Source organism: Olavius algarvensis spirochete endosymbiont, assembly GCA_900608495.1.
Taxonomy (GTDB): Bacteria; Spirochaetota; Spirochaetia; order DSM-2461; family DSM-2461; genus UBA2779.
Genome location: UWYT01000194.1, coordinates 38515 through 61258, shown reverse-complemented (window position 1 = coordinate 61258; position 22744 = coordinate 38515). Strand labels below are relative to the sequence as shown.

The following is a 22744-nucleotide window of genomic DNA, read 5'->3' as shown; positions in this document are numbered from 1 at the left end:
AGAAGTGTTAAGCTCAATGCAAGCTTGGAAAAAACTCAGACGCAGTTGGTGTGAGAATGCTTTCCCCCTCCAGGCAAAAGGAGTTCAGGGGCCATGGGGAGCTATGATACTTTCAAAGCTCGCAGGCATAACAAGAGGAGTCATGCTGATTATAACGGCTGATGAAACCGAGGCTGACTCATTGGTATCCGATCTATCCCTGTACACCTCCGAAGTTGTGCAATTTCCATGGTGGGGCTCAATGCTATATAGAGGTGTTTCGCCTCAAGCCGAAATCTTCGGGAGACGTGTATCTGCGCTGACGCAACTTGTCTCCGCCAACTGCAAAATACTGGTAACTACACTGAGAGCTGCACTGGGGCTTTTACCGCCGCCTCAGTCGATTCGAAATTCTCTAATAGAGCTCAGTGTCGGCGGACAGATAGACACAGACGAGATGGCGACAACTCTGCAAAGATTTGGGTATACAAGAGTATCCAGAGTCAGTGTGCCTGGCGAATTTGCTCTGCGTGGAGAGGTGGTTGACATTGCCATCCTGGGCGAGGAGCAAGCAGTTAGAGTTGTATTCAACTGGAACAAAATCGACGAACTAAGGCGTTTTGATCTCTCAAGCCAGGTTTCCACTGCCTCGTTGAATCAGATCACTTTACATCCTTTACGAGAGGTGGTTTGGGATAAGGAAACAATTTCCACGCTTAGATCAAACCTCCCTGATGGAGAATTCAACGAGGTTATTGAAACCTTGGGAACGGAAAGAGATTGGCGTGGTGAGGAGATATTCTATCCGCTGGCCTTCGACAAGGCCAGCACATTGTTAGACTATCTCCCCGATCATTCAGTAAGTGTATTCCTGGATTGCCAACGACTTGAAATAACCGAAGCCGGCATGCGTAAAGAGTATAAGGAACTCTACGAGAGGGGCATCGAGCAGGCTCTATCCCTGCCGACACCTGATACTCAGATAACTGATTTCAAAATATTTCAAAGGAACTCTGAGAGGAATTTCTACATACATTCGCTTCGCAAGGAAAGCTATTCAGAAATTTATGATTTTACATGCGAACCTGGTTATTCATTCCTTGGCAATATCCACCTTGTGATAGAGGAATTCGATCGACTTGGAAACGCAGGTTTCGAAATCTATGTATTTGCTGAAAGCGAATCTCAAGCCAGGAAAATTGAATATCTGTTGCGAGGGATACAGGCTGTTCACGTTATCCCCGCCTCTCTGTCCACCGGCTTTATGCTTCCGAAATCGAAATTGCTGGCAATTCAGGAAAATGAAATATTTGGTCGCAAGAATGGACATGCAGAGTCTGTCAGTAAGGTGGACAGCAGTATAATCGATTCTTTTGTAGACCTTGAACCAGACGATCTGGTTGTACACATCAATTATGGGATTGGGCAATTTTTAGGTATAAAGAGGATTAAGACAATCGGTTCGGAACGGGATTATATTGCCGTACTCTATGGAAACGAGGAAACGATATTCATCCCCATTGAACAGGTTAATCTCATACAGCGCTATATAGGGAGCGGGAAGCCAAAATTGGATAAACTTGGCGGTTCGTCTTGGGAGAAAAGAAAGACCCGAGTCAAGCAGTCTGTCGTTGATCTGGCTGACAAGCTGGTTAAGCTCTATGCTCGAAGACAGATGATTAGTGGGTTTGCATTTCCAAAGGACGACAATTTTCAGGTGAGCTTTGAAGCAGCTTTTCCGTGGCAGGAAACCAGCGATCAACTAACAGTCATCAGGGAAGTAAAAGACGATATGGAATCCCCAAGACCCATGGATAGACTAGTATGCGGAGATGTTGGGTATGGTAAAACGGAAATTGCAATGCGAGCTGCATTCAAATCCGTTATGGGTGGGAAGCAGGTGGCCTATCTTTGTCCAACCACTATTCTGGCTGAACAACACTATGAGAATTTTAGTGAACGGTTTAGGAGATTTCCGGTGAAGATTGCCATGCTCAGTCGCCTAGTGGAACTGACCGAACGGAAGAGAGTCTCGAAAGAGCTTACATGCGGAGAGATTGACATTGTAATTGGGACACACAGGATATTCTCGAATGATGTGAGTTTTAAAAATCTTGGTTTATTAATAATTGATGAAGAACAAAGATTTGGTGTCAAGGATAAGGAAAGACTTAAGGAGTTGAAGACCTCAGTGGACTGCCTTGTACTATCTGCAACTCCGATTCCTCGAACCCTGCATATGTCACTTGTCAAGATAAGAGATATATCGCTGCTCAAAACTCCACCAAGTAATCGGCGTCCAATCGAGACATTTATTCAGCACTTTGAACCGGAGCTCGTTAGTAAATCGATCCGAAACGAGGTTGAGCGGGGAGGGCAGGTATACTATCTACACAATCGAATTGAAAGCCTTGAGGAAATGAAAAAATTTCTGGAGGACTTGGTGCCGGAGGTAATAATAGGAATTGCCCATGGACAAATGCAGGCCAGTAAGCTTGAAGACGTAATGTATCGCTTCGTTCATGGAGCTGTTCAGGTGCTTATTTCCACCACAATTATTGAGAATGGAATCGATATTCCCAATGTCAATACAATGATAATCGATCGAGCGGATATGTACGGTATCAGTCAGCTATATCAGCTGCGTGGAAGGGTAGGTCGCTCAAATCGTATCGCGTATGCATACTTGTTCTATCCTGAGGGCAGGCAAATCAGCGAATTGTCGATGAAGCGACTTCAAATTATTAGTAATCATACGGAACTCGGATCTGGTTTTAAGATAGCCATGAAGGATATGGAGGTTCGTGGCGCCGGCAATTTGTTAGGTGCCGAGCAGTCGGGTGATATCTACTCCGTGGGATTCGATTTATATCTAAAGCTCCTGGAGAATGCCATTCGAAAATTGACTGAGGGTTTGCAGAGAGATGAAAATAGCGAAACTTACTTAGAACTTGAATATTCGGGATTTATTCCAGATGAATATATCACTGATGAGTCTGCAAAGATGGATATCTACAAAAAAATTGCGGCCGTCGAGAAGGAGAGCGAACTTGAACGGCTAAATTGTGAGCTTAACGACCGTTTTGGACCATTGCCAGATGAGGTTCGTAGCTTGATATCGATTGCGGAAATCAGGATAATCTGCAAGAAATTAAGAGTTATCAGCCTTAAGGAGAGAAAGGGAGTAGTTCAGGTTAAGTTTGGGAGACTATCAATTGTTTCGGTTGACAAAGTTATGAATATGATTGGGAATTCCGGTGGCAGGGTGAAGCTGAACCCCTCCAAACCAGATAGTCTATTACTTGAAACCGGGAATGTGGGATTGAAGGGGAAGTCGATATTCATCAGGGAAAGATTAGAATCTCTTCTGTAAATCTATGAGTTTCCTCACTGTGTACTGTGTCCAATAAGTCGCATTTTGTAAAAAGTTATGTTCTCCGGGGCTCCAGAATATCAAAAGCCCAAAAAAAGGCCTATTGCGACTATGCACTTGATTGGATACTCCCTTTCAAGAAGGCAAAAATCAATTGGGGTGGAAACTGCCCCTATACCAGTCGATTCATAGTTGAGATTGGTTTTGGGATGGGTGAAGCCACCAGAAGATTAGCTATGGAGCACCCAGCTTGGAACATATTGGCAATAGAAGTATATAAGCCTGGTATCGGGAAGCTGCTCTGGTGGATAAATCAGGAAAATCTTAAAAACATCCGCATAATTGAACACGACGCTGTCGAGGTGGTAAGAGAAATGCTTGCGGAAAGGAGTGTGGACGGTTTTCATATCTGGTTTCCGGATCCCTGGCCCAAAAGAAAACATCAGAAAAGGAGACTGATAAAACCTGGCTTCATTGAATTGCTTGTTCGTGCATTGAAACCCGGGGCATATATCCATATCGTGACAGACTGGGAGTTTTATGCCGAGGAAATATATAATTTGCTCGAAAACACTGAAGGTTTGAGAAACCGTCACAAAAAGTGGTCGCCAAAACCAAGTTATCGTCCTTCAACCAGATTTGAAGAACGGGGGCTTGTCACAAATCGGAAAATTCGTGATATTATCTTTGAATTAGATAAGCTATGAGTGAAACTGATACCTTCCTTGCCAAGTTTGCGGATATCGCTGACAAACAAAATCGAATACCTCCTGAATTGTATGGGGAGTACTCGGTAAAAAGGGGACTGCGCAACAACGATGGTACCGGGGTTCTGGTCGGACTTACAGAAATAGGCCAGGTACACGGGTATATCATTGATGAAGGTGAGAGAACACCCGTTTCTGGTGTACTTAGCTACAGGGGCATGGATATCAGGGATATTGTCAGTGCATTTCAAGACGAGAAGCGCTTTGGTTTTGAAGAGACTGCATTTCTTCTGTTATTCGGAAATCTTCCTTCAAAACAAGAATTGGACGATTTTACCAGGCAACTTGGGTTTCTGCGTACACTGCCGGAGCATTTCACGGAAGATGTGATACTTAAGGTTCCCAGTGAGAACCTTATGAACAAGATGGCACGGGCAGTATTATCGTTGTATTCGTTTGATCCGTCTCCGGATAGTATTGAAACCGCAAACCTTTTGAGACAAAGCGTACAATTGATTAGCAGGTTCCCATTGATTGCGGCATACACGTTTCAGGCTAAGAATCACTATCTCAATGGTGCGAGCCTCTTTATTCATGCCCCGGATAAGAACAAGGGAACAGCCGAAAACCTATTAATGCTGATACGGGAAGACCAGTCGTATTCAGAATTGGAAGCAGAAATTCTCGACCTTGCTCTAGTTCTTCATGCGGAACATGGTGGTGGGAACAACTCCGCATTCACAACACATGTCGTTTCATCAACTGGCACTGATACATATTCAGCCATAAGCGCCGCAATAGGTTCTCTGAAAGGACCGCTTCATGGTGGAGCGGCGGAAAAGGCACGTATCATGATGCAGGACATAATGGATAAGGTGAGGGATTGGACCGATGAGGAAGAGGTAAGTGATTACATTGTTAAGATATTGAGAAAGGAAGCCTTCGATCGTCGCGGCCTAGTGTATGGAATGGGACATGCGGTTTACACCAAATCGGACCCCCGGGCTGAACTGCTTAAAAAAAAGATCTTCGAACTCTCTAATTCAATCGGCTTAGGAGATGAGTTCAGACTTTATGAAATTGTCGAGAAAGTCACTCCAAGGGTTTTTTCCGAGGTGACGGGAAAAAACAAAGATATAAGTGCCAATGTCGATTTTTACTCAGGATTTGCGTACAGTTGTTTAAACATACCACGAGATTTGTTTACCGTCTTGTTTGCGGTATCCAGAATTGTCGGGTGGTGCGCACACCGGATTGAAGAGACTCTCTCAGGAGGCAGAATAATCCGGCCAGCTTACCGGAGTATAACCAAGAGCAGACCCTACACGCCATTAGCGGAGCGAAGCTAGTATCGTGAGAATTTAAGAGATCGTGACGGCTACTTGTTCGAACTTGCACTGACGATATCCTGCGCGATTTTTCCACGCACCATGTCGTAGTGACTGAATTCGAGTTCGTAGGCACCCGTACCGGATGTCAACGCTTTCATATCAATTGCATATGTCAATAGTTCACCCTGAGGTACAATTGCCCTCACGCATTGAATTCCACCTCCAATCGGAGTTTGATCTTGAACCCGCGCACGCCTGGCTGAGAGATCTGAAAGTATTTCTCCGAGGTATTGGTCTTCGACAAACACGGTAAGGTTTATCAACGGCTCCAGAAGAACAGGACCGGCGCTTTCATATGCTTTCTTCAACGCCATCTTGGCCGCAAGTTTAAACGCCATTTCCGAGGAGTCCACTGAATGCTCTTTGCCGTCGTATACACTCACTCCTATGTCCACCATCGGATACCCTGCAAGAAACCCCTCTGTCATTGCCTCTCGGAGACCCTTTTCGATCCCCGGGAGATAGCCCTTACTTATAACACCGCCTTTGATATCATTAGTTAGCTCAAATTCTTCCCCTCTTTGCAGAGGTTTTATCCTTATGAACACCTTTCCATACTGGCCGTGCCCGCCGGATTGTTTCTTGTGCGTGTATTCGGTTTCAGTGCTTCTCGTAATTGTCTCTCGATATGGTACCCTTGGCTTGCGCGTCTGAACTCGAATTTTGGACTCATTCAGCAGTTTCTCAAAGATGTTGTTTATGTGCATCTCTCCCATTCCCGAAATGATGGTTTCCTTTGTTTCTTCATCAAATTTAATCGTGAATGTAAGATCTTGCTCAGCTACCTTATGCAAAAAATCGTTCATCTTGTCTTCGTCTCTCTTCGCTTCTGCATTGATAGCCAACGTGTAAACAGGGACGGGTAAGGCAAGGTTTTTGTAATGAATGCTATTGGCAGTAACAGCGATTGTATCATTTGTGTGCACGGAATCAAGTTTTACAACCGCGCCCAAATCACCCGCGATCAGCTCCGGAGTTTCATAAAGGTTTTTGCCATTTACTTTGAAAATTTTTGTTATGCGTTCTTTTTTCCCAACTCGAATGTTTATCACCTCACTTGGTCTGAGCACACCGCTTATCACCTTGAGATAACTTATCTTGCCCGAGAATTTGTCTATTACGGTTTTATATACGAAACCCGAAAAAGTCCCGGAGTCGTCGTACGGGATCGATACGCCAGATTCCTGAGGTTCATTTTCATGCCCTGGCATCGGACATAGCTCGGCTAGGACATTCAGTAAATCCACAATACCAGTGCCTGTGGTTGCAGAGCCGCATAATACCGGAACAAAGGTATTGTCTGCCATCCCTTCCTTTAGTCCCTTTAAAATATCCGGACCTTCGAGGATGCCATTGTCGAAAAATTTTTCGGTAAGCTCATCGTTCCCTTCAGCAGCCATTTCGATCAGTTTTTCCCTCCAAATCGCAATCTCTTTGTCCGAGGGTGTTTCAATCTCTTCTCCTCCAGCTCCGCTTGATTTCATGTGCAGGATGTCTACTATCCCGCTATGAGATGAACCTTCGCCAAGTGGTAAGTTGAGGGGTATAGCTATTATCTTGAACGTCTCCTTTATGCTCTCCAAAGATTTCTGAAAATCGGCGTGATCCTGGTCCATCTTGTTCACGAAAATCACTCTTGGCTTTTTTCGATTATCCAGCCTGCGCCAAAGTTTGATGGTTTCAATTTGTATTCCCGCTGGGGCGCTTATCACCATCACTGCTGTTTCCGCTGCTCTAAATGAAGACACTACTTCTCCTACAAAATCAGAGGATCCTGGAGTGTCAAGAACGTTAATCCTGGAGTTCTGCCATGGCAACTTCATCAGGCTCGCATGGATTGAGAATTTATGTTTAACTTCGTCTTCGTGAAAATCGCTTACAGTGCGTCCGCTTTCGACACTTTCGGCCTTGGGAATCACACCTGCCTGAAACATCATCTGCTCAACTAAGGATGTTTTCCCAGAGTTTCCATGACCGCAAATTGCAACATTACGGATGTTCTTCAGTGCCACGATCGCCTCCTGTTCATTGTGCATAGATATCCTACGATAGCTTCAATCAGCCGTCAATTGAAACCAAGATATTGCCGTCAATTATTCTCGATGACTAGCGTTCAAGTCTCTTGGCAAAATGGCTGAATTCCATTGAGAAGTTCCCACGTCCCTGTGTTAGACTTCTTAGTACTGTTGAATACCCAAACATATTCACTAACGGAACCTTGGCTCGCACTAATTCATAAGTGGGTCTGGATTCCATGCTTTCCACATGTCCACCTTTCTGACTCAGATTGCTGATGACATCACCTACTTGTTCCCGAGGACACATGACATCGATTTCCATTATGGGTTCCAGGAGTATTGGTGAAGCATTCTTGCACGCTGTCTCAAATCCTAGAGAAGCAGCGGTTTCAAAGGCAATTTCACTAGCCGTGGTTTCTTGAAAGGCAGCACTTACGAGCGTAACCTTGATATCGACGCAGGGATACCCCATAACTATTCCCGATGGAAAGGATGCTTCTATTCCTTTTTGTACTGCATTTTGAAATTGTTTCGGCAACTCACTTTTAGACAGAGCAGATTCAAAAAAATTTCCTTCACCTCGACCACGTGGTTCAACTTTGATGCATAACGAGGCCTCGTGTTCCCTGCCTGCAAGGGTTCTTTGATATTTTTCGCTTTGCTCTCGGGGCCTGGTAATTGACTCCCTATAGGTAACCTGAGGCTTCCCTACGTTTGCATTCACCTTGTATTCGTCGGATATCCTGGTTACCAGTATATCCAAGTGGAGTTCTCCCATCCCGGAAATTATCAGTTGTCCGGTTTCTTTATCTTCTTTAACCTCAAAAGTTGGATCTTCCTTGCGAAGATTCTCTAGGGAACTACGGAGCTTATCCTGATCGCTCATGGACTTCGGTTCAATGGCTACGGAGATAACCGGTTCCGGGAATTGCATGTTTTCAAGCAATAGGGGATGCACCTCACTAGCCAGGGTTTCACCCGTGCGAGCAAGCTTCAATCCCACAGCGACGCCAATATCACCGGCCCTCAGTTCTGTGATTTGCTCATGATTATTTGCGTGCATACGCAATAGACGATTAATCCGTTCGCGGCTTCTTCTATTCACATTGAATACACTGGTTCCGGATTTCAGAACTCCCGAATATATTCTGAGGTAGCTTAGCATTCCCATTTCTCTATCGTACTGGATTTTAAAAACCAGGGCGCTGAGAGAACCCGATACGGTTCTGGGAATAGTCACTTCTTCGTTCTTCTTAGCATGCATCACAGCAACAGGCCCAAGTTCTCCGGGGCAGGGGAGGTAGTTTATTATTGAATCTAGTAATGGCTGGACGCCCTTGTTTTTCAAGGATGAACCGGCTAACACGGGAACAAGTTTGTTGGCAATTGTGGCAGACCTCAGTGTTCTATTTATTGTCTCTGAATCAACGGGTTTCCCTTCAAGATACATATCTGTGATTTCTTCGCTGTAGGACGAGAGAGTATTCAATAATTCTTCACGCCATTGTTTCGCCATGGATTTATGCTCATCGCGAATATCGCGGTACTCGGTTTTTTCACCGTTGTCCTCTTGATTCCAATGCAGTTCACGCATTTCTATGAGATCGATATTGCCTTCATAGTCAGATTCCGCTCCAATGGGGATAGCTATTGGCACCGGGTTTGAATTCAGTTTTTCTCGAATTTCCTCTATGACAGCAGCAAAATCCGCTCCTACCCGGTCCATTTTATTTATGTAAACAATGCGCGCCACTCCATAGTTATCAGCCTGTCGCCATACTGTCTCGGATTGAGGTTCGACACCACCGACAGCACAAAACACGCCGATAGCTCCATCGAGCACTCTAAGCGAACGTTCCACTTCAGCTGTAAAATCAACGTGCCCGGGCGTGTCGATTATGTTGATTTTTGCACCGTTCCAATAGCAAGTTGTTGCGGCCGAAACAATGGTTATTCCTCGATTTTGTTCCTGGGTCATCCAGTCCATAGTAGCTGTGCCGTCATCAACTTCGCCTATTCGGTGGTTTTTATGTGTATAAAAAAGCATTCGCTCTGTTGTTGTTGTCTTGCCGGCATCGATGTGAGCTATAATCCCAATATTGCGAATGGCTCCACTGTTCTCCACCATATCTCGCTCCGCTAAAAACGACTCGAAGTCGAGGTTATCACATACCCAGTCAAGGAAGCAACGCGGAATTAACAAAGCCAGACTTGATGAGCAGTGGAAACTCAAGTAACCTAATGGAAGTGAAAAGCGCCAGAGAAATAGTCCCAGGCATGTGGATACCTATTGAGGAATCAGTCCTATGTTTTGTACGAAAACGTATGGATAAACAAGTCTTGTTGATTCACAAAAAAACGGGACTGGGCGCTGGTTTGATAAATGCTCCTGGAGGGAGAATAAAAAGAGGTGAAACACCAGAGCAGGCCGCTGTACGCGAGGCACGTGAAGAGGTGAACATCCATGTGGAAGAATTGTCATATTCGGGTGATTTGTGCTTCCAGTTCACGAATGGACACTCCATAAAGGGCTATGTATTCCAAACAGAAACCTGGTTTGGCAGGCCTCTTGAAACAACTGAGGCAATTCCTTTTTGGTGTGGTGAGGATTCAATTCCATACGATAAAATGTGGGTGGATGACGTTCTATGGCTCCCTCAGTTGTTGGCCGATAGGTATTTCAGTGGCCGCTTTGTCTTCAATGACCAAACAGCTATCAGTATGAGTCTGGATGTCGAGGCTTCAATTGAAAACCTCATATAGCGAAGCGACTCAGTATAGGCCCGAATATCAGGCCTCAAAGGGGGAAACTTAGATGCACGAGACTGTTTTTGACAAAATTCTGAGCGGCGACTTGCCGGCAGATTCAGTGTACGAGGATGACGAGGTACTCGCATTTCGAGATATCAATCCCCAGGCCCCTGTACATATTTTAGTCATCCCCAAGGCAAAATTCGCGAGATTTACAGAAATAGCAAGTAGACCCATCGAGGAAACAGGACGCTTTTTTTCCGCGATTTCCAAAGTGGCTACATCACTGAATCTTGATGATTCCGGTTATCGAGTAGTGATTAACAATGGTCGTGATAGCGGCCAGGCGGTGGAATATTTTCACGCACACATTTTGGCGGGCCGCAGATTTGCTTGGCCGCCAGGTTGACGCGCCAAATCCACAGCTCAGTGACTTCTTATGATGCTACAAAAAAATATTGTTCTGCTGATGGTTTCCTTTATCAGCCAAACCGTAATAAACGCAACCGATTTTTCTGTTTCGGATACTGACGCAATTGATATTGTACTTAGTGCGATAAATAGAATTAGAATTAGCGAGGGCTTGCATGCCTTGGTTTATGAAGAACCCTCATCACATGCGGCGACTCTTCACGCCGAGGAACTTGTTCGAAGAAAACTACTAAGTCATCGCAATTTGAATGGAGAAAGGGTGGCCGAAAGATATCGATTTGCCGGAGGGACTGGTACTAAGGCTGGAGAGAACCTCGGAGCAGGAGATTCCATTGAATCCATTTTGGTTGGCTGGATGAAAAGCCCATCCCATCGCAGCAATCTTCTTAATCCTGAATGGTATAGAATTGGCTGCGGCCAGGCTCAAACGGATAAGGGGCGAATAGTACTGGTTGCAATCTTCAGTAATTCCAGGTGGAAGAATTCATCCCTCGAGATTAATGGAGAAATTGCTGTTTTGAAGGGCCAGTTAGTGTCCCCCGAGGGCATCCCACCTCCAACAGTATCCATAATGATAGGAGGAAATGAAACTGGCCCTATATTGGCTGGACTGGGCGTGAAGCAAACGACATTTATTTTTCCAACTCCCCGGCCATGGCGAGAGGGCAGTGTGATTCCAATATTCTTGTTAGTTACAGAATTTGGATTCACGGAGCAGGCGGATCTTTTGTTGGTTAAAATTCCATAAGGACCCTGACATTAATTGGATAGTGTTGATTAGATGAACATAACTGCCGTTAGAGGCGCCATAGATATACCGGAAAGTGCCGAAGAACAGAATCAAATGGTGAAATCGGTTGGTAATCTAGTCAATTCACTATGCAACCTCAACCGAATTTCAGCAAAAAGGATAATTTGCGTTCAACTAACCCAAACTTCCGATTTAGTCAGGAAAAATGCCGCTGCCGCTTTAAGGGAAGCGATTCCAGAATTCAATCACGTTCCCCTTTTTTGTTCTCAAGAGCCCGTGATAGAAGATAGTCTACCGCGTACAGTGCGAATCCTGATAACTTGGCGGACTTGGCGAGGCAGCAAAATGACAAAACCACTTTATCTCGGTGCCGCACAGAAACTCAGACCAAAAACTATCGACAAAATATGATACGCAATGTTTGCCTCATAGCACGAGAGTTCGAGGGCATCGCCGGTGCCGGTGGAATAAAGGATGCAGTTCGCGGACTTGCCAACGCACTCTCCAAAAGACAAATCAAGGTTACAGTCTTCATCCCCCGCTATGCATTCGTTGAAAAAGGGAAGCATCTTTACGATGTTTCCCTGACAGTAAATGGTAGAAGTCATATTGTCAGTGTATCTGGTTTCAGAATCGAAGCAATTGAAATACGTTTACTTGATTCAGAATACTTTAGCAGTAAACAAGGGATTTACACTTATACCGAAAGTGACGCTCCAACCCCCGGTATGATTGGCAAAGGTCACCTCGATGTACATGAAATGAACACTGTGCTCCAGGCCGCCTCAATCCAAGGCATAATTCGAGAGGGCGAAGCTCCCGATATCATTCACGGGCACGATGGTCACACGGGACTTCTTACACTTTTCATGAGGAAATATCGAGTTCAAGGTTTACTTGGCAAAACCGGCGTGCTTGTTACAATCCACAATGCGGGGATAGCTTATCAACAAATAATCGCAACTCCAAGAATCGCCAGCAGGCTTACAGGCATTCAGGAGGATGATTTTGTGGATGGAATTATAGACGGAAAGGTAAATCCCCTGCTGATAGCCGGCACACACGGGCACATTAACACTGTCTCACCGGAGTATTCCCGCGAATTAATCAGTGGAACAGACAGACATTCCGGCAAGCTGGGATCCACCTACAGAAGTCGGAAAATACCACTAAAGGGAGTATATAATGGAATTGACGTCTCTTACTGGCTAAAAGAATTGTACAACCTTGATTTGGATCCATTATACGCTAAGCACTCACTACGCCGGGCTGTATGCCGCTTGCTTGAAGCCCAGGAGCTGACAAATATACGTGTATACGGTGCCCATCCCGAAACCGATGCACCTTGGGTGCTCTTCCACGGTCGTTTAACCGAGCAGAAGGGAATCGCTTCTCTGCTCGAGCTTCCAGCTAAACTGAAAGCAATGAATTATCCATATAGGCTTATAATCCACGGTCAGGGCAATCAGGATATTGAAAATGCTATTAAAACTACGGCAGAATCAAACTTCGAGTGGACATTCCTAAACGGTTACAGCGCCAAATTGGCTTCAGCATTAATTGCCGCCTCATCATTCATAGTAGTGCCCTCGGAGTGGGAGCCCTGTGGGCAAATCGATATGGTAGGACAACTTCTCGGTGCCCTGCCAATAGTACGATCTGTAGGTGGACTTAAAAAAGTCAGACACAATATTGACGGCTTCAGGTATTCCCCAAAAAAGAAGGATGGTCTGGCACAAGTTTTCAAAGTGGCTATCGCGGGTGAATGTGAAAACAAACGACGGTTGTCACTGATGCGGGAAATCGCAAAAAAGGCGATATATGGACGACGTACCTGGGATAAGGTTCTTGAGCGAGGATATCTTCCACTCTATGAAAAAATACGAAATAAGCATTGGACATAATTGACGCTCATCACCTGTTGACACTTTGATACACGGGTGGTAATTTCCTTTCTGATTACCTGCTATGCTTTCAGATTGCCATCTTAGCTCAGTTGGCCAGAGCACGTGATTTGTAATCTCGGGGTCGTCGGTTCGAATCCGACAGATGGCTGCCGTTGAAATGGGGAGATTCCCGAGTGGTTAAAGGGGGCAGACTGTAAATCTGTTGCTTCGGCTTCGAAGGTTCGAATCCTTCTCTCCCCAAAGTGGAGAATCCCCATCGGGACCCTCTATTTACGGGTGCAAAATGCGGAAGAAGCGTCCATTCGTGAAGTTTTGATATTCTCAAAACCCCATAGGATACCATAATCCATCGGAGGTGCTATGACAGTTCGATTTTGGGGAGTGCGAGGGTCTAGTCCAACACCTTTATGCCCTGAAGAGCTTCGGAATAGATTTGCCGCTATTTTTCAACGTGTCAGGCCGGGACATCTGCACAGTCCAGAAACTAGACAACGATTCCTAAGCAAGCTCCCTGCCGAGCTTTTTGGAACCGTCGGTGGAAATACTGCCTGCATTGAGCTTAGAACCAATGAGAATATAACCATAATTTTCGATACTGGCACAGGGCTTAGAGACTTGGAACAGAGGATCAAAAAAACCCGCGAGAGCATTGATGAGTATCACATCTTCCTGTCACATTTCCATTACGATCATCTTTTGGGGTTACCTTATTTTGGCCCGATGTATGATCCTCAAGGAAGAGTGACATTCTACAGTCCATTCCCGGCCATGGAGCAAAATCTCAAGAAATTCATGGTAGCGCCCTTCCATCCGGTTGGCTGGGATAGCTTTGCCGCAGAAATCCGATTTATAACCCTGCAAAAAGACGAGGTACTCACACTTGGAGGCGCTGAAATTGAATGGATACACAGAAATCACCCAAATGGCTGCAGTTCATATAAGGTGTCAGAGTCGGGAAAATCTTTTATTTACTCCACTGACACCGAGTTGACCGAGAAAGACTTCCAGCGGACGCAGAAAAATGTTGATTATTTCCAGGATGTCGATGCAATCGTGTTGGATACTCAATACACGCTTGGTGAAGCGATAGAGAAATATAACTGGGGCCACTCCTCATACAGTCTCGCGGTTGAATTCGTTAGGGAATTCGGCATACGGAGACTGTATCTGTTTCATCACGATCCCTTGAATTCTGATGCAACCATGGAAGATATACTTAAATCGGCGCAGTTATTTGACAAGCGCCTTGAACACAAGAATGCCAAATCACTTATAATTGATTTGGCAAGGGAGGGTTATACTCTGGAGCTGTAACAAGCAGGCCATCTTGGATGGTAGCCATATAATTTGACTTAGGGGTATAAATGGGAAGTGGTTCTAATATCCGAAATATTCTGTTTGCATTGCTGATTTCAATCCCGATTCTAATATCTCTCGCGGCAACTATGTACTTCGTGATACTGAATTCTCCAACCAGCGCCTCTGGCACACAAACCGCGGTTGAGATAGCTATTCGAAACGGAGATACAATTGCAACTGTGGCCGAGAACCTCAAGAACAAAGGTTTAATCAATAATCAGCAATACCTGGTTTTGCGTTATCGCATTCAACATCGTCTCGGAATCACAAAACAGTTTTTTGCAGGGCGATATCTGATAAACTTAGGAACTAGACCATCCGAGATTATTCGCATAATTACAACTCGGGGGTCCAATCTTGTCTATACTACACTAACAATCCCTCCTGGACTTACTTCTAGTAGGATTGCCAAAAGGATTCAAGATAGTGGACTCGCAGAATACAGTGATGTGGAACAAGCTATTATCGATATGGCAGCAGAATATCCAATAAGGGTGAATCCCGGAGGTTTACAGGGTTACCTGTTCCCCGATACCTATAAAATTGAGACTCCAATTGAGGAAAGCCAAGAAAATTCGAAGGAAACCGCCGAACTTGTGGTTAAGATGATGGCAGATAGATTTTTCAAAATCCTGGATGAGATAGATTCGTCATGGGTTCAACTTACGCCAACGCAGTTGCATGAAAAGGTTATCTTAGCGTCTATTGTCGAACGTGAATATCGAGTCGAAGAGGAAGCTTCTTTGATAGCTGCAGTGTTTAATAATCGAATTTTTGCAGGAATGTCTCTGCAATCATGTGCAACTGTAGTGTACACAATCGAAGAAACAGATGCAGGTGCTCCATTCCGAAACGATTATTTGAAATTTAATAGGCGTATTTTTGAACAGTATCTTGAAATTCCGTCCCCATATAACACTTATTATGACCAGGGATTGCCACCAGGGCCCATATCAGCACCAAGTCGTATCGCCCTGAACGCAGCTTTCTTCCCTGCAAATTCCGATGTTCTATATTTTGTTGTGAAGAATGCCAGAGCCGGCACGCATACATTTACCCGAAATTATGATGAGCACCTGGATGCGAGAAGCGTCTATTTGACTCAATACGTAGTCAAAGACTGATATGCCTGGCATAATCCCACAAACCTTGATAGACGAAATAAGTCGAAGAGTAGATATCTTGGATCTTATTGGGTCGTATGTTGACTTATCGCATAAAAGCAATCGATGGTGGGGACTTTGTCCATTTCACACAGAAAAAACGCCATCCTTTTCAGTGAACCCCGATTCCAACCTGTATTACTGCTTTGGATGTCAAAAAGGTGGTAACGTATTTCGATTTCTAATGGAAATCGAGGGTTTAAGCTTCCCTGAGTCTCTCAGTTTACTGGCGGAAAAAGTAGGAATCGAGTTACCAAACACTAATCTTGTTTCCAAAACTAACAGCAATAATCGAGCAGCTCTTGAGGAATTATATGAGAAGGTTGCAAACATATTCAGATGGCTTCTACAAAGCAGTCCGGAGGCAAAGCACGCTCGAGCTTACTTATCCAAACGCGGTGTCAGTGAAGAAATTGCGGAAATCTACAATATCGGCTGGGCCCCTTCAGATGGGGAGTGGCTGTACAACTACCTTCTCAAAGAAAATTATTCGCCAAAATTTCTCGCCAATTCAGGTTTATTCAGCCTGAAATCGACCAGATGGTCCTTCTTTGTCGATAGAATAATGTTTCCCGTAATGCCCGATACTGGACGAGTGATCGCGTTTAGTGGTCGCGTATTAAATGAGACCGCCTCAAAGTACATCAATTCGAGGGAATCCACGATATACAAAAAAGGCCAGCAACTTTATGGACTGGCTCAAGCAAAGCGGAGCATTAGACAGAATCGAAATGCCCTCGTCTGCGAAGGAAATATGGACGTTCTCGCATGCGCACAGGCTGGGATAGGGGAAGTTGTAGCCCCGCTTGGAACAGCATTCACCATGGATCAAGCTAGGATTATCAGCCGCTATGCGGATTCTATAGTAATCTTCTACGATGGAGACGAAGCTGGCAAAACTGCTGCAATGAAAACAGCTATGCTTGCTGAAAGCATTGGCTTACTCGTAAATGCTGTCAGTTTGCCAGTTGATTCAGATCCAGCCGATATTCTGGTCTCACAAGGCGTTGCTGAATTAAAGAAAATCGCTAAAAAGTCTACAAATTTTTTTAGCTATTTGTTAGACTCCTTCGCTGAAAATAATGGACCGGGTGTAAACGGAGAGTTTCAGAAGGAAATCCTTGGCAAACTGACACCTTATTTGAAGGCTGTGGACTCCGAAGTTAGACGGGAAGCGTATTTAAAGCAATTAGCGGATACTGTTAAAGCGGATCCTGTTACAGTTATAAGAGAGTATCGCTACCAACAGGGGAAAAAGCGACCGATTTCTTTTACAAAAAAATCTGAATCTGTTCCAGTCAATGACGAGTTATACCTGATGGCGGCTGTTGTCGTAAAAACGGAGCACTTCAAGACCCTAAGACAACTTTTACCCCCCGAAATGCTTAGGAATAGCAGAGCTTTGGCAGTTTATAGAGTTATGGACGAGTTATATGCCAATGATAGGAAGTTAAGAACGGAGTCAATAATTTCATTGCTGAATGATGAAGAGGTTAAAAAATACATACTCGGAAATGAAGCGGCGGGAATTTATGATAAAAATGCCGAAAAGACTATTATCGAAAAAATCCGTGTTTTGAGAACAAAATGGCTCAATGAAGAGCGATCGGAATTGATAAGGGGCCTGTCAGTAAGCGGCAATGAGAGCGAACTGAAGGATATCGCCCGTATGTCACGTATAAAGGCGATAGACAAAGAAATATTGAGTATCAGGTTAGGTAAGAATGATTGAACTCGAATCCAATCCAGTAATTTCTAAACTCCTGGAGCATGCTGAAAAGAATAAGACTATCAGTCTTGAAGAGCTTAGTGATTGGTTACCTGATGAATTAAGCAAAACTGATTCAATTAACAAGATAATAGCGCTTTTAGAAGCCTCTGGAGTTGAAATTACCGAGGATACCAGGTTAGTCACGGGCGAAGAGAAAACATCGGGAAGTAAAGAGGAAGACGGCGACTTGGATGAGAGTATCGAAACTGATTTAGATGAGGAATCCAACAGAGAACACGAAAGTGATAGTGATAACAGTGTAGAAAGAATAATAGAAAACGAGATAGTTTCGGTTCCTCAGCCCAGAAAGCTTATAAGCAACGATAGAGATACCTCGGTAGATGATCCTATACGTCTTTATTTGAGAGAAATAGGCAGGGAGAATCTTCTTACCGCCGAACAAGAAGTAAGCCTTTCCAAACAAATGGAGGAGGGAGAAAACATCATTACAAGAGCGCTGAAAACCTCCGGAATGTTAATCCCTGAATTCCATGAGCTTGCCCAGAAGACATCTAACAAAACGGAAACAACTAGTGTGAACTATGCCAATAAGAAGGAGATTAGCGATTTCCTGGCGGAAAGACGAAGGATTAATCAGTTCTACAAAGACTCGATTGTAAATTTAATTACGCCGTTGAAACAGTATATGGACTTAAAAATTCGAATAGCATCAACTAACGGTACGGTTTTAACGGATAGAAAACTGCTTAATAAACGTGAAGCATTACTTGCAGATATATCTAAAATCGCTATCCATCAGGAGGAAATCGTTAGATTTGCCGACCTTTTTGCCGCGGCTGTTAAGAAGATAAAGCAATATCAACAGAAACAATATCGAATCGGACGGACTCTTGGAGTTCGATCCATGAAGGAAATACGGGCAATTGGAAGAGGATTGACAAAATCCGACGAACGAGAAGAAATTGAATCAAGACTTGATTTAAGTGTGGACGAAATAAAAGAATTTATTCGGCAGGTTAGAGTCACTGAGAAGAATTTGAGAGCTTTGGAAATCGATTTTGAGGCCCCCGTTAAAGAAATACTTGAGATGGCAAAAGAGATTGTTCACGGTCGTATTATGATGAAAACGGCTAAAGACCGCCTAATCAAGGCAAATTTGCGTTTGGTGGTTAGCATTGCCAAAAAGTATACTAACCGTGGTTTGCATTTCTTCGATCTTGTTCAAGAAGGAAATATTGGTTTGATCAAGGCTGTAGAAAAATTTGAGTATAGGAAGGGTTATAAGTTTTCCACATATGCCACATGGTGGATTCGTCAGGCCATAACTAGATCCATATCAGACCAGGCTCGGACAATCCGCGTGCCAGTCCACATGATTGAACAGATCAACAAAGTTGTCCGTGAATCGAGACAGCTAACGCAGATGAAGGGGAGAGAGCCAACCGATGAGGAAGTGGCGGATCAACTTGGTTGGACGATAAACAGAGTGAAGTCTGTAAAAAATGTAGCCAGAGAACCTATTAGCCTTGAGACGCCTATTGGAGAAGAAGAAGATTCTCTTCTGGGCGATTTCATAGAAGATAAGGAAGTTGAAAACCCAGCTATTCGAACTGCTTTCCGCATTCTTCAGGAACAGATGCAGGAAGTGCTGGTAACTCTCCCACCAAGGGAGCAGGAAGTTCTGAAAATGAGATTTGGTTTAGATGATGGATACTCTCTTACTCTTGAAGAAGTAGGCTTGTACTTCAACGTTACCAGGGAGAGAATCCGTCAAATTGAAGCTAAAGCTCTGCGTCGATTAAGACATCCAAAACGAAGCCGAAAGCTTAAGGACTATCTTGGAAATCAATAGGAGAGGAAATTATGGGAAAAACTTTTGGAAATTTGCAACAATTGCAGGAAATACTTTCAAAAAAATATGCTATAGAGCGGGAAATACTTGAAATTCCTAAGTCCCTTGAAACAAAAAAGGAAATCTTGAATCGACTAAAAAAGACATATGTCAGTAAGAATCAGGATTTTGAAGCAATCAAAGAGGAGATCGACCGCTTGCATCACGAGATGATTGAGGCCGAGCGCTTGAGGGAAAAATCCGAAACAAAAATGGATATTATAACAACTCAACGAGAGTATGAAGCCCTTGATAAGGAAATACGTGACTCATCTGAACGAGAGCAAAGATTCCGACGGGAAATTCAGAAGAGAGAGCGAGACATGAACGAGATGATGGCTTCCCTTGAAAGAGATGAACAGATGATAAAAGTGCAGGAAGAAGAGCTTAACTCTGAAAGCGATAAAATACAAGCCGAAACCAGTGATAAGGAATCGCAACTGGCTACACTTATAAAGGAAGAAAAGAAGATAACTCCTGATATGGAAGATGAGATGCTCTTTAAATTTCAGCGAATCATCCGCAATAAGTCTGGAGTTGGTATCGTACCTGTAAGAACCAACAATGTATGCAGTGGTTGTCATATGGAACTCCCAGCACAGTTCGTAAATGATATTCGAGGTAGTGAGGATATACAATTCTGCCCCTATTGCAGTCGAATACTTTTTTGGGAAGAGGACATCGGAGAAACCGCAGAATCCTATGATTTCGACAATGCGAATGTGGGAGGACTTGCGGATCTGATTAATGACAATGTAGAGCTTAAGTAGACTTCGACAGGGTATTCTTGATGCAGACTCGATTAAGGACCTTGCTTGTAGTCTTAGCAATCGGGAGATTCAAACTAATCTTGACGATTTGATATGGAATCATTATTTACTAGAGATTAGAATTGTGAGGATTTAGCCGGTGTGACCGGTGTATGGAGGACTGAAGTAGACAGGCCGGGTCGCCGCTAGAATAATCTAGAGGAAAGTCCGGGCTCCGCAGGGGAGGATGCCGGGTAATTCCCGGGCGCCAACTTTTTGGCGACAGCCAGTGCCACAGAAAATATACCGCTTGGAAGAGATTTCTTTTCGAGTAAGGGTGAAAAGGTGAAGTAAGAGCTCACCGGGCCACCTGGTAACAGAGGTCGCGAGGTAAACCTCATCCGGAGCAAGATTAAGCAGCAGGTGGATTCCCCGCCCAATACCTGCGGGTAGATCGCTCATTATTGCGTCGGCGACGGCGAAGACAGATATATGGCGACCGTAAACAGAACTCGGCTTACCGGCCTGTCTTTTTTCATATGGTAAGACGCAGACGAAAAAAATTAAGAGGAGCTTTATATGCAGGATTAGCACTCCTATCTTTCACGGTGTTAGTCTATTTAGCGCTTAGCAAGGGAGTTTCGCTGTTTAGAAAAAAATCCAATATTTCGGGAGACAATGGCCCCATTGCGATTGCTGATTTGTGGGAGCTTGAAAACTATACTGAAGTTGCCGCAATTGCGGAGAAAGATTTGGAAGAACACCCTCTGGATAGAAACGCATTATTGTATGCTGGGTTTTCACGTTTTCATCTCGCGATTGCAAGGTTATCCGCAGAAGAGCGCAATTCGGATCTTGATATGTCTATCGCTTATTTACGCTTACTCAAGGCTATAGGCGATACAGGTAACTCGAAGCAAGTGGATTACACCCTCGGAAAGGCCTATTTGCTCAAAGGAATCTATTGGGCTGATTTGGCAATCTATTACCTCCAGGCTTCACTTGATTCGGGATACAAAGCAGACGATAGTTTCGAATTTATGGGTAAGGCTTATTCTATGCTAGGTGATGTTGAAAGCGCCCAGTTCTGGTACGAATTGGCAGCCGAAACACATCCTACAGATCGGCTCCTGATAACGCTCGGTGATGAAGCCTCAAAGCTGGGCAGGTATGAAAGCGCAGTGGAATACTATAAACGATCTATCAGTACTACAAAAAACGAGGAACTAAAAAGTAGAGCACTGTTACATCTAGGACAACTCTACTATGATATTGGTAGTTTTTTAATGGCGAAAGAGGTATTTGAGATATTAGTGGATATCGAACCGAATAACCAGGATTATCAATTCACTTTGGGTGAGATTTATTACCAGTTGGGAATGAACATCAAGGCGAGAAACGCGTGGCTTCTCGTGATTAGAATAAACCCCGATCATGTTGGTGCGCTACATCGGTTATATGATTAGGTGAGTATGGTGAAGAGGAAATGAGCGGCCGAAAAAAACTTCTCGGTGGCCTTACGTCAGATATTGGAATCGACCTTGGCACCTGCAATACTCTGATTTACATACGCAATCGAGGAATTGTTAGTAGTGAGCCGTCGGTTGTGGCAGTGGAACGTGGAACGAGAAAAGTTGTTGCGGTAGGTCATAGTGCAAAACAGATGCTCTGGAAAACTCATGGAGAAATAATTGCGATAAGACCTCTACGCGATGGAGTTATTGCGGATTTTGAAACTACTGAAAAAATGATTAAGTATTTTATCGGAAAGATTCAGAGTAAACGCTGGTTAATTCGAGGACCTAGAATCGTTATGGGAATTCCATCTTGTATCACAGAAGTTGAACGGCGTGCAGTGATAGAGGCCGGATACAAGGCCGGAGCAAGAGAAGTCAGAACTATTGGCGAATCCCTTGCGGCAGCTATTGGCGCGCAAATCCCAATCTTTGAACCTGCAGGACATATGATTGTCGATATCGGCGGAGGCACAACTGAAATCTCCGTAATTTCGCTAGGTGGTATGGTAGTAACTAATGCGATTAGACAGGGAGGAAACGCATTTGATATGGCTATCATCAAGCATGCCCGAAAAGTGCATAACTTGATTATTGGCGATCAAACCTCTGAACGACTCAAAATGCAAATTGGCAACGCATCGCCTGATAAGGTTATAGAAAAGGTAGAGATTAAGGGCATGGACGCGATAACCGGTCTCCCAAGACGTCTGGAGGTGGATTCCGTCGAACTCAGGGAGGCGCTCCAGGGCCCCATCAATGCGGTAGTGGAAGAGGTAAAAAAAACGCTTGGTCAAACTCCCCCTGAACTTGCGGCAGATATAGTCGAAAGAGGAATAGTTATGACCGGGGGAGGGGCTACTCTCAAAGGACTGCCGAAACTACTGTCAAAGGAAACCGGAGTTCCAGTAATACTTGCGGAAGATCCGCTATTATGTGTTGCAATAGGTGCCGGCCGGTATTACGAGCTAATAAAAGGCCGTGGCAGTAATGGTGTTCTTTACGATGCATTAGGTAGCTAAGGATT

17 protein-coding genes, 2 tRNA genes and 1 other RNA gene are annotated in these 22744 nt (G+C 44.3%); 18 read left to right on the top strand and 2 right to left on the bottom strand.

From position 1 onward, the window contains the following. Positions 1-142 precede the first annotated feature (142 nt). From mfd to S1OALGB6SA_RS05880, 3 genes are read left to right on the top strand one after another with little or no spacing between them, the layout of a single operon-like run. Positions 143-3352 carry a transcription-repair coupling factor gene (mfd, locus tag S1OALGB6SA_RS05890; protein WP_230204449.1) on the top strand — a complete coding sequence of 1070 codons (3210 nt, stop codon included), beginning with the start codon at positions 143-145 and terminating at the stop codon, positions 3350-3352. A gap of 26 nt (positions 3353-3378) precedes the next feature. Beyond that, positions 3379-4059: a tRNA (guanosine(46)-N7)-methyltransferase TrmB gene (gene trmB, locus S1OALGB6SA_RS05885; RefSeq protein ID WP_052079698.1), complete on the top strand. Its 681-nt coding sequence runs from the start codon at positions 3379-3381 to the stop codon at positions 4057-4059. Continuing rightward, complete coding sequence (locus tag S1OALGB6SA_RS05880) at positions 4056-5408, top strand: citrate/2-methylcitrate synthase (protein WP_124032849.1); 1353 nt, start codon at positions 4056-4058, stop codon at positions 5406-5408. The genes trmB and S1OALGB6SA_RS05880 overlap by 4 nt, the downstream gene beginning before the upstream one ends. 29 nt (positions 5409-5437) lie before the next feature. Here the strand turns inward: S1OALGB6SA_RS05880 and fusA (S1OALGB6SA_RS05875) are convergent, their stop codons facing one another. Together fusA (S1OALGB6SA_RS05875) and fusA (S1OALGB6SA_RS05870) are read right to left on the bottom strand one after the other, a co-directional pair. After that, entirely contained in the window at positions 5438-7462 is a 2025-nt protein-coding gene (gene fusA / locus S1OALGB6SA_RS05875; protein ID WP_230204447.1) for an elongation factor G, read from the bottom strand. A 94-nt stretch (positions 7463-7556) separates the two neighbouring features. After that, positions 7557-9596: an elongation factor G gene (fusA, locus tag S1OALGB6SA_RS05870; RefSeq protein ID WP_037560650.1), complete on the bottom strand. Its 2040-nt coding sequence runs from the start codon at positions 9594-9596 to the stop codon at positions 7557-7559. Positions 9597-9709: 113 nt separating this feature from the next. Between fusA (S1OALGB6SA_RS05870) and S1OALGB6SA_RS05865 the strand changes: the two genes are divergently transcribed. The 15 genes from S1OALGB6SA_RS05865 to S1OALGB6SA_RS05795 all read left to right on the top strand — a co-directional run bounded on the left by S1OALGB6SA_RS05865 (position 9710) and on the right by S1OALGB6SA_RS05795 (position 22739). After that, on the top strand, positions 9710-10231 hold the full coding sequence (locus S1OALGB6SA_RS05865; protein WP_230204446.1) for an 8-oxo-dGTP diphosphatase: 522 nt from the start codon (positions 9710-9712) through the stop codon (positions 10229-10231). 52 nt (positions 10232-10283) lie between these two features. Then, a complete protein-coding gene (locus tag S1OALGB6SA_RS05860) occupies positions 10284-10628 on the top strand; it encodes a histidine triad nucleotide-binding protein (RefSeq protein ID WP_124032848.1) in 345 nt (114 codons plus the stop codon). A 30-nt stretch (positions 10629-10658) separates the two neighbouring features. Then, on the top strand, positions 10659-11399 hold the full coding sequence (locus tag S1OALGB6SA_RS05855; RefSeq protein WP_124032847.1) for a CAP domain-containing protein: 741 nt from the start codon (positions 10659-10661) through the stop codon (positions 11397-11399). Positions 11400-11432: 33 nt separating this feature from the next. Then, entirely contained in the window at positions 11433-11813 is a 381-nt protein-coding gene (locus S1OALGB6SA_RS05850) for a chorismate mutase (protein ID WP_124032846.1), read from the top strand. After that, positions 11810-13306 (top strand): glycogen/starch synthase, encoded by a 1497-nt coding sequence (locus S1OALGB6SA_RS05845; RefSeq protein ID WP_037561595.1) that lies wholly within the window; start codon positions 11810-11812, stop codon positions 13304-13306. Before S1OALGB6SA_RS05850 ends, S1OALGB6SA_RS05845 begins: the two co-directional genes overlap by 4 nt. 77 nt (positions 13307-13383) lie before the next feature. After that, a tRNA-Thr gene (locus tag S1OALGB6SA_RS05840) sits at positions 13384-13457 on the top strand. Between the two features lie 11 nt (positions 13458-13468). Further along, a tRNA-Tyr gene (locus tag S1OALGB6SA_RS05835) sits at positions 13469-13549 on the top strand. 120 nt (positions 13550-13669) lie between these two features. Beyond that, the gene (locus S1OALGB6SA_RS05830; protein WP_037561593.1) at positions 13670-14623 is read left to right on the top strand and encodes an MBL fold metallo-hydrolase; all 954 of its coding nucleotides are present in this window, start codon (positions 13670-13672) and stop codon (positions 14621-14623) included. Positions 14624-14673: 50 nt separating this feature from the next. Beyond that, positions 14674-15792, top strand: coding sequence for an endolytic transglycosylase MltG (gene mltG, locus S1OALGB6SA_RS05825; protein ID WP_052079954.1), 1119 nt, complete (start codon positions 14674-14676; stop codon positions 15790-15792). A 1-nt stretch (position 15793) separates the two neighbouring features. After that, positions 15794-17563: a DNA primase gene (gene dnaG, locus S1OALGB6SA_RS05820; RefSeq protein WP_124032845.1), complete on the top strand. Its 1770-nt coding sequence runs from the start codon at positions 15794-15796 to the stop codon at positions 17561-17563. Further along, on the top strand, positions 17556-19415 hold the full coding sequence (gene rpoD, locus S1OALGB6SA_RS05815) for an RNA polymerase sigma factor RpoD (protein ID WP_124032844.1): 1860 nt from the start codon (positions 17556-17558) through the stop codon (positions 19413-19415). The genes dnaG and rpoD overlap by 8 nt, the downstream gene beginning before the upstream one ends. Before the next feature lie 11 nt (positions 19416-19426). Beyond that, complete coding sequence (locus S1OALGB6SA_RS05810) at positions 19427-20224, top strand: zinc ribbon domain-containing protein (protein WP_037561590.1); 798 nt, start codon at positions 19427-19429, stop codon at positions 20222-20224. A gap of 166 nt (positions 20225-20390) precedes the next feature. Then, an RNA gene (rnpB, locus tag S1OALGB6SA_RS05805) (RNase P RNA component class A) lies at positions 20391-20739 on the top strand. A 3-nt stretch (positions 20740-20742) separates the two neighbouring features. Continuing rightward, positions 20743-21669, top strand: coding sequence for a tetratricopeptide repeat protein (locus tag S1OALGB6SA_RS05800; RefSeq protein ID WP_124032843.1), 927 nt, complete (start codon positions 20743-20745; stop codon positions 21667-21669). A 20-nt stretch (positions 21670-21689) separates the two neighbouring features. Further along, the gene (locus tag S1OALGB6SA_RS05795) at positions 21690-22739 is read left to right on the top strand and encodes a rod shape-determining protein (protein ID WP_037561586.1); all 1050 of its coding nucleotides are present in this window, start codon (positions 21690-21692) and stop codon (positions 22737-22739) included. Positions 22740-22744 lie beyond the last annotated feature (5 nt).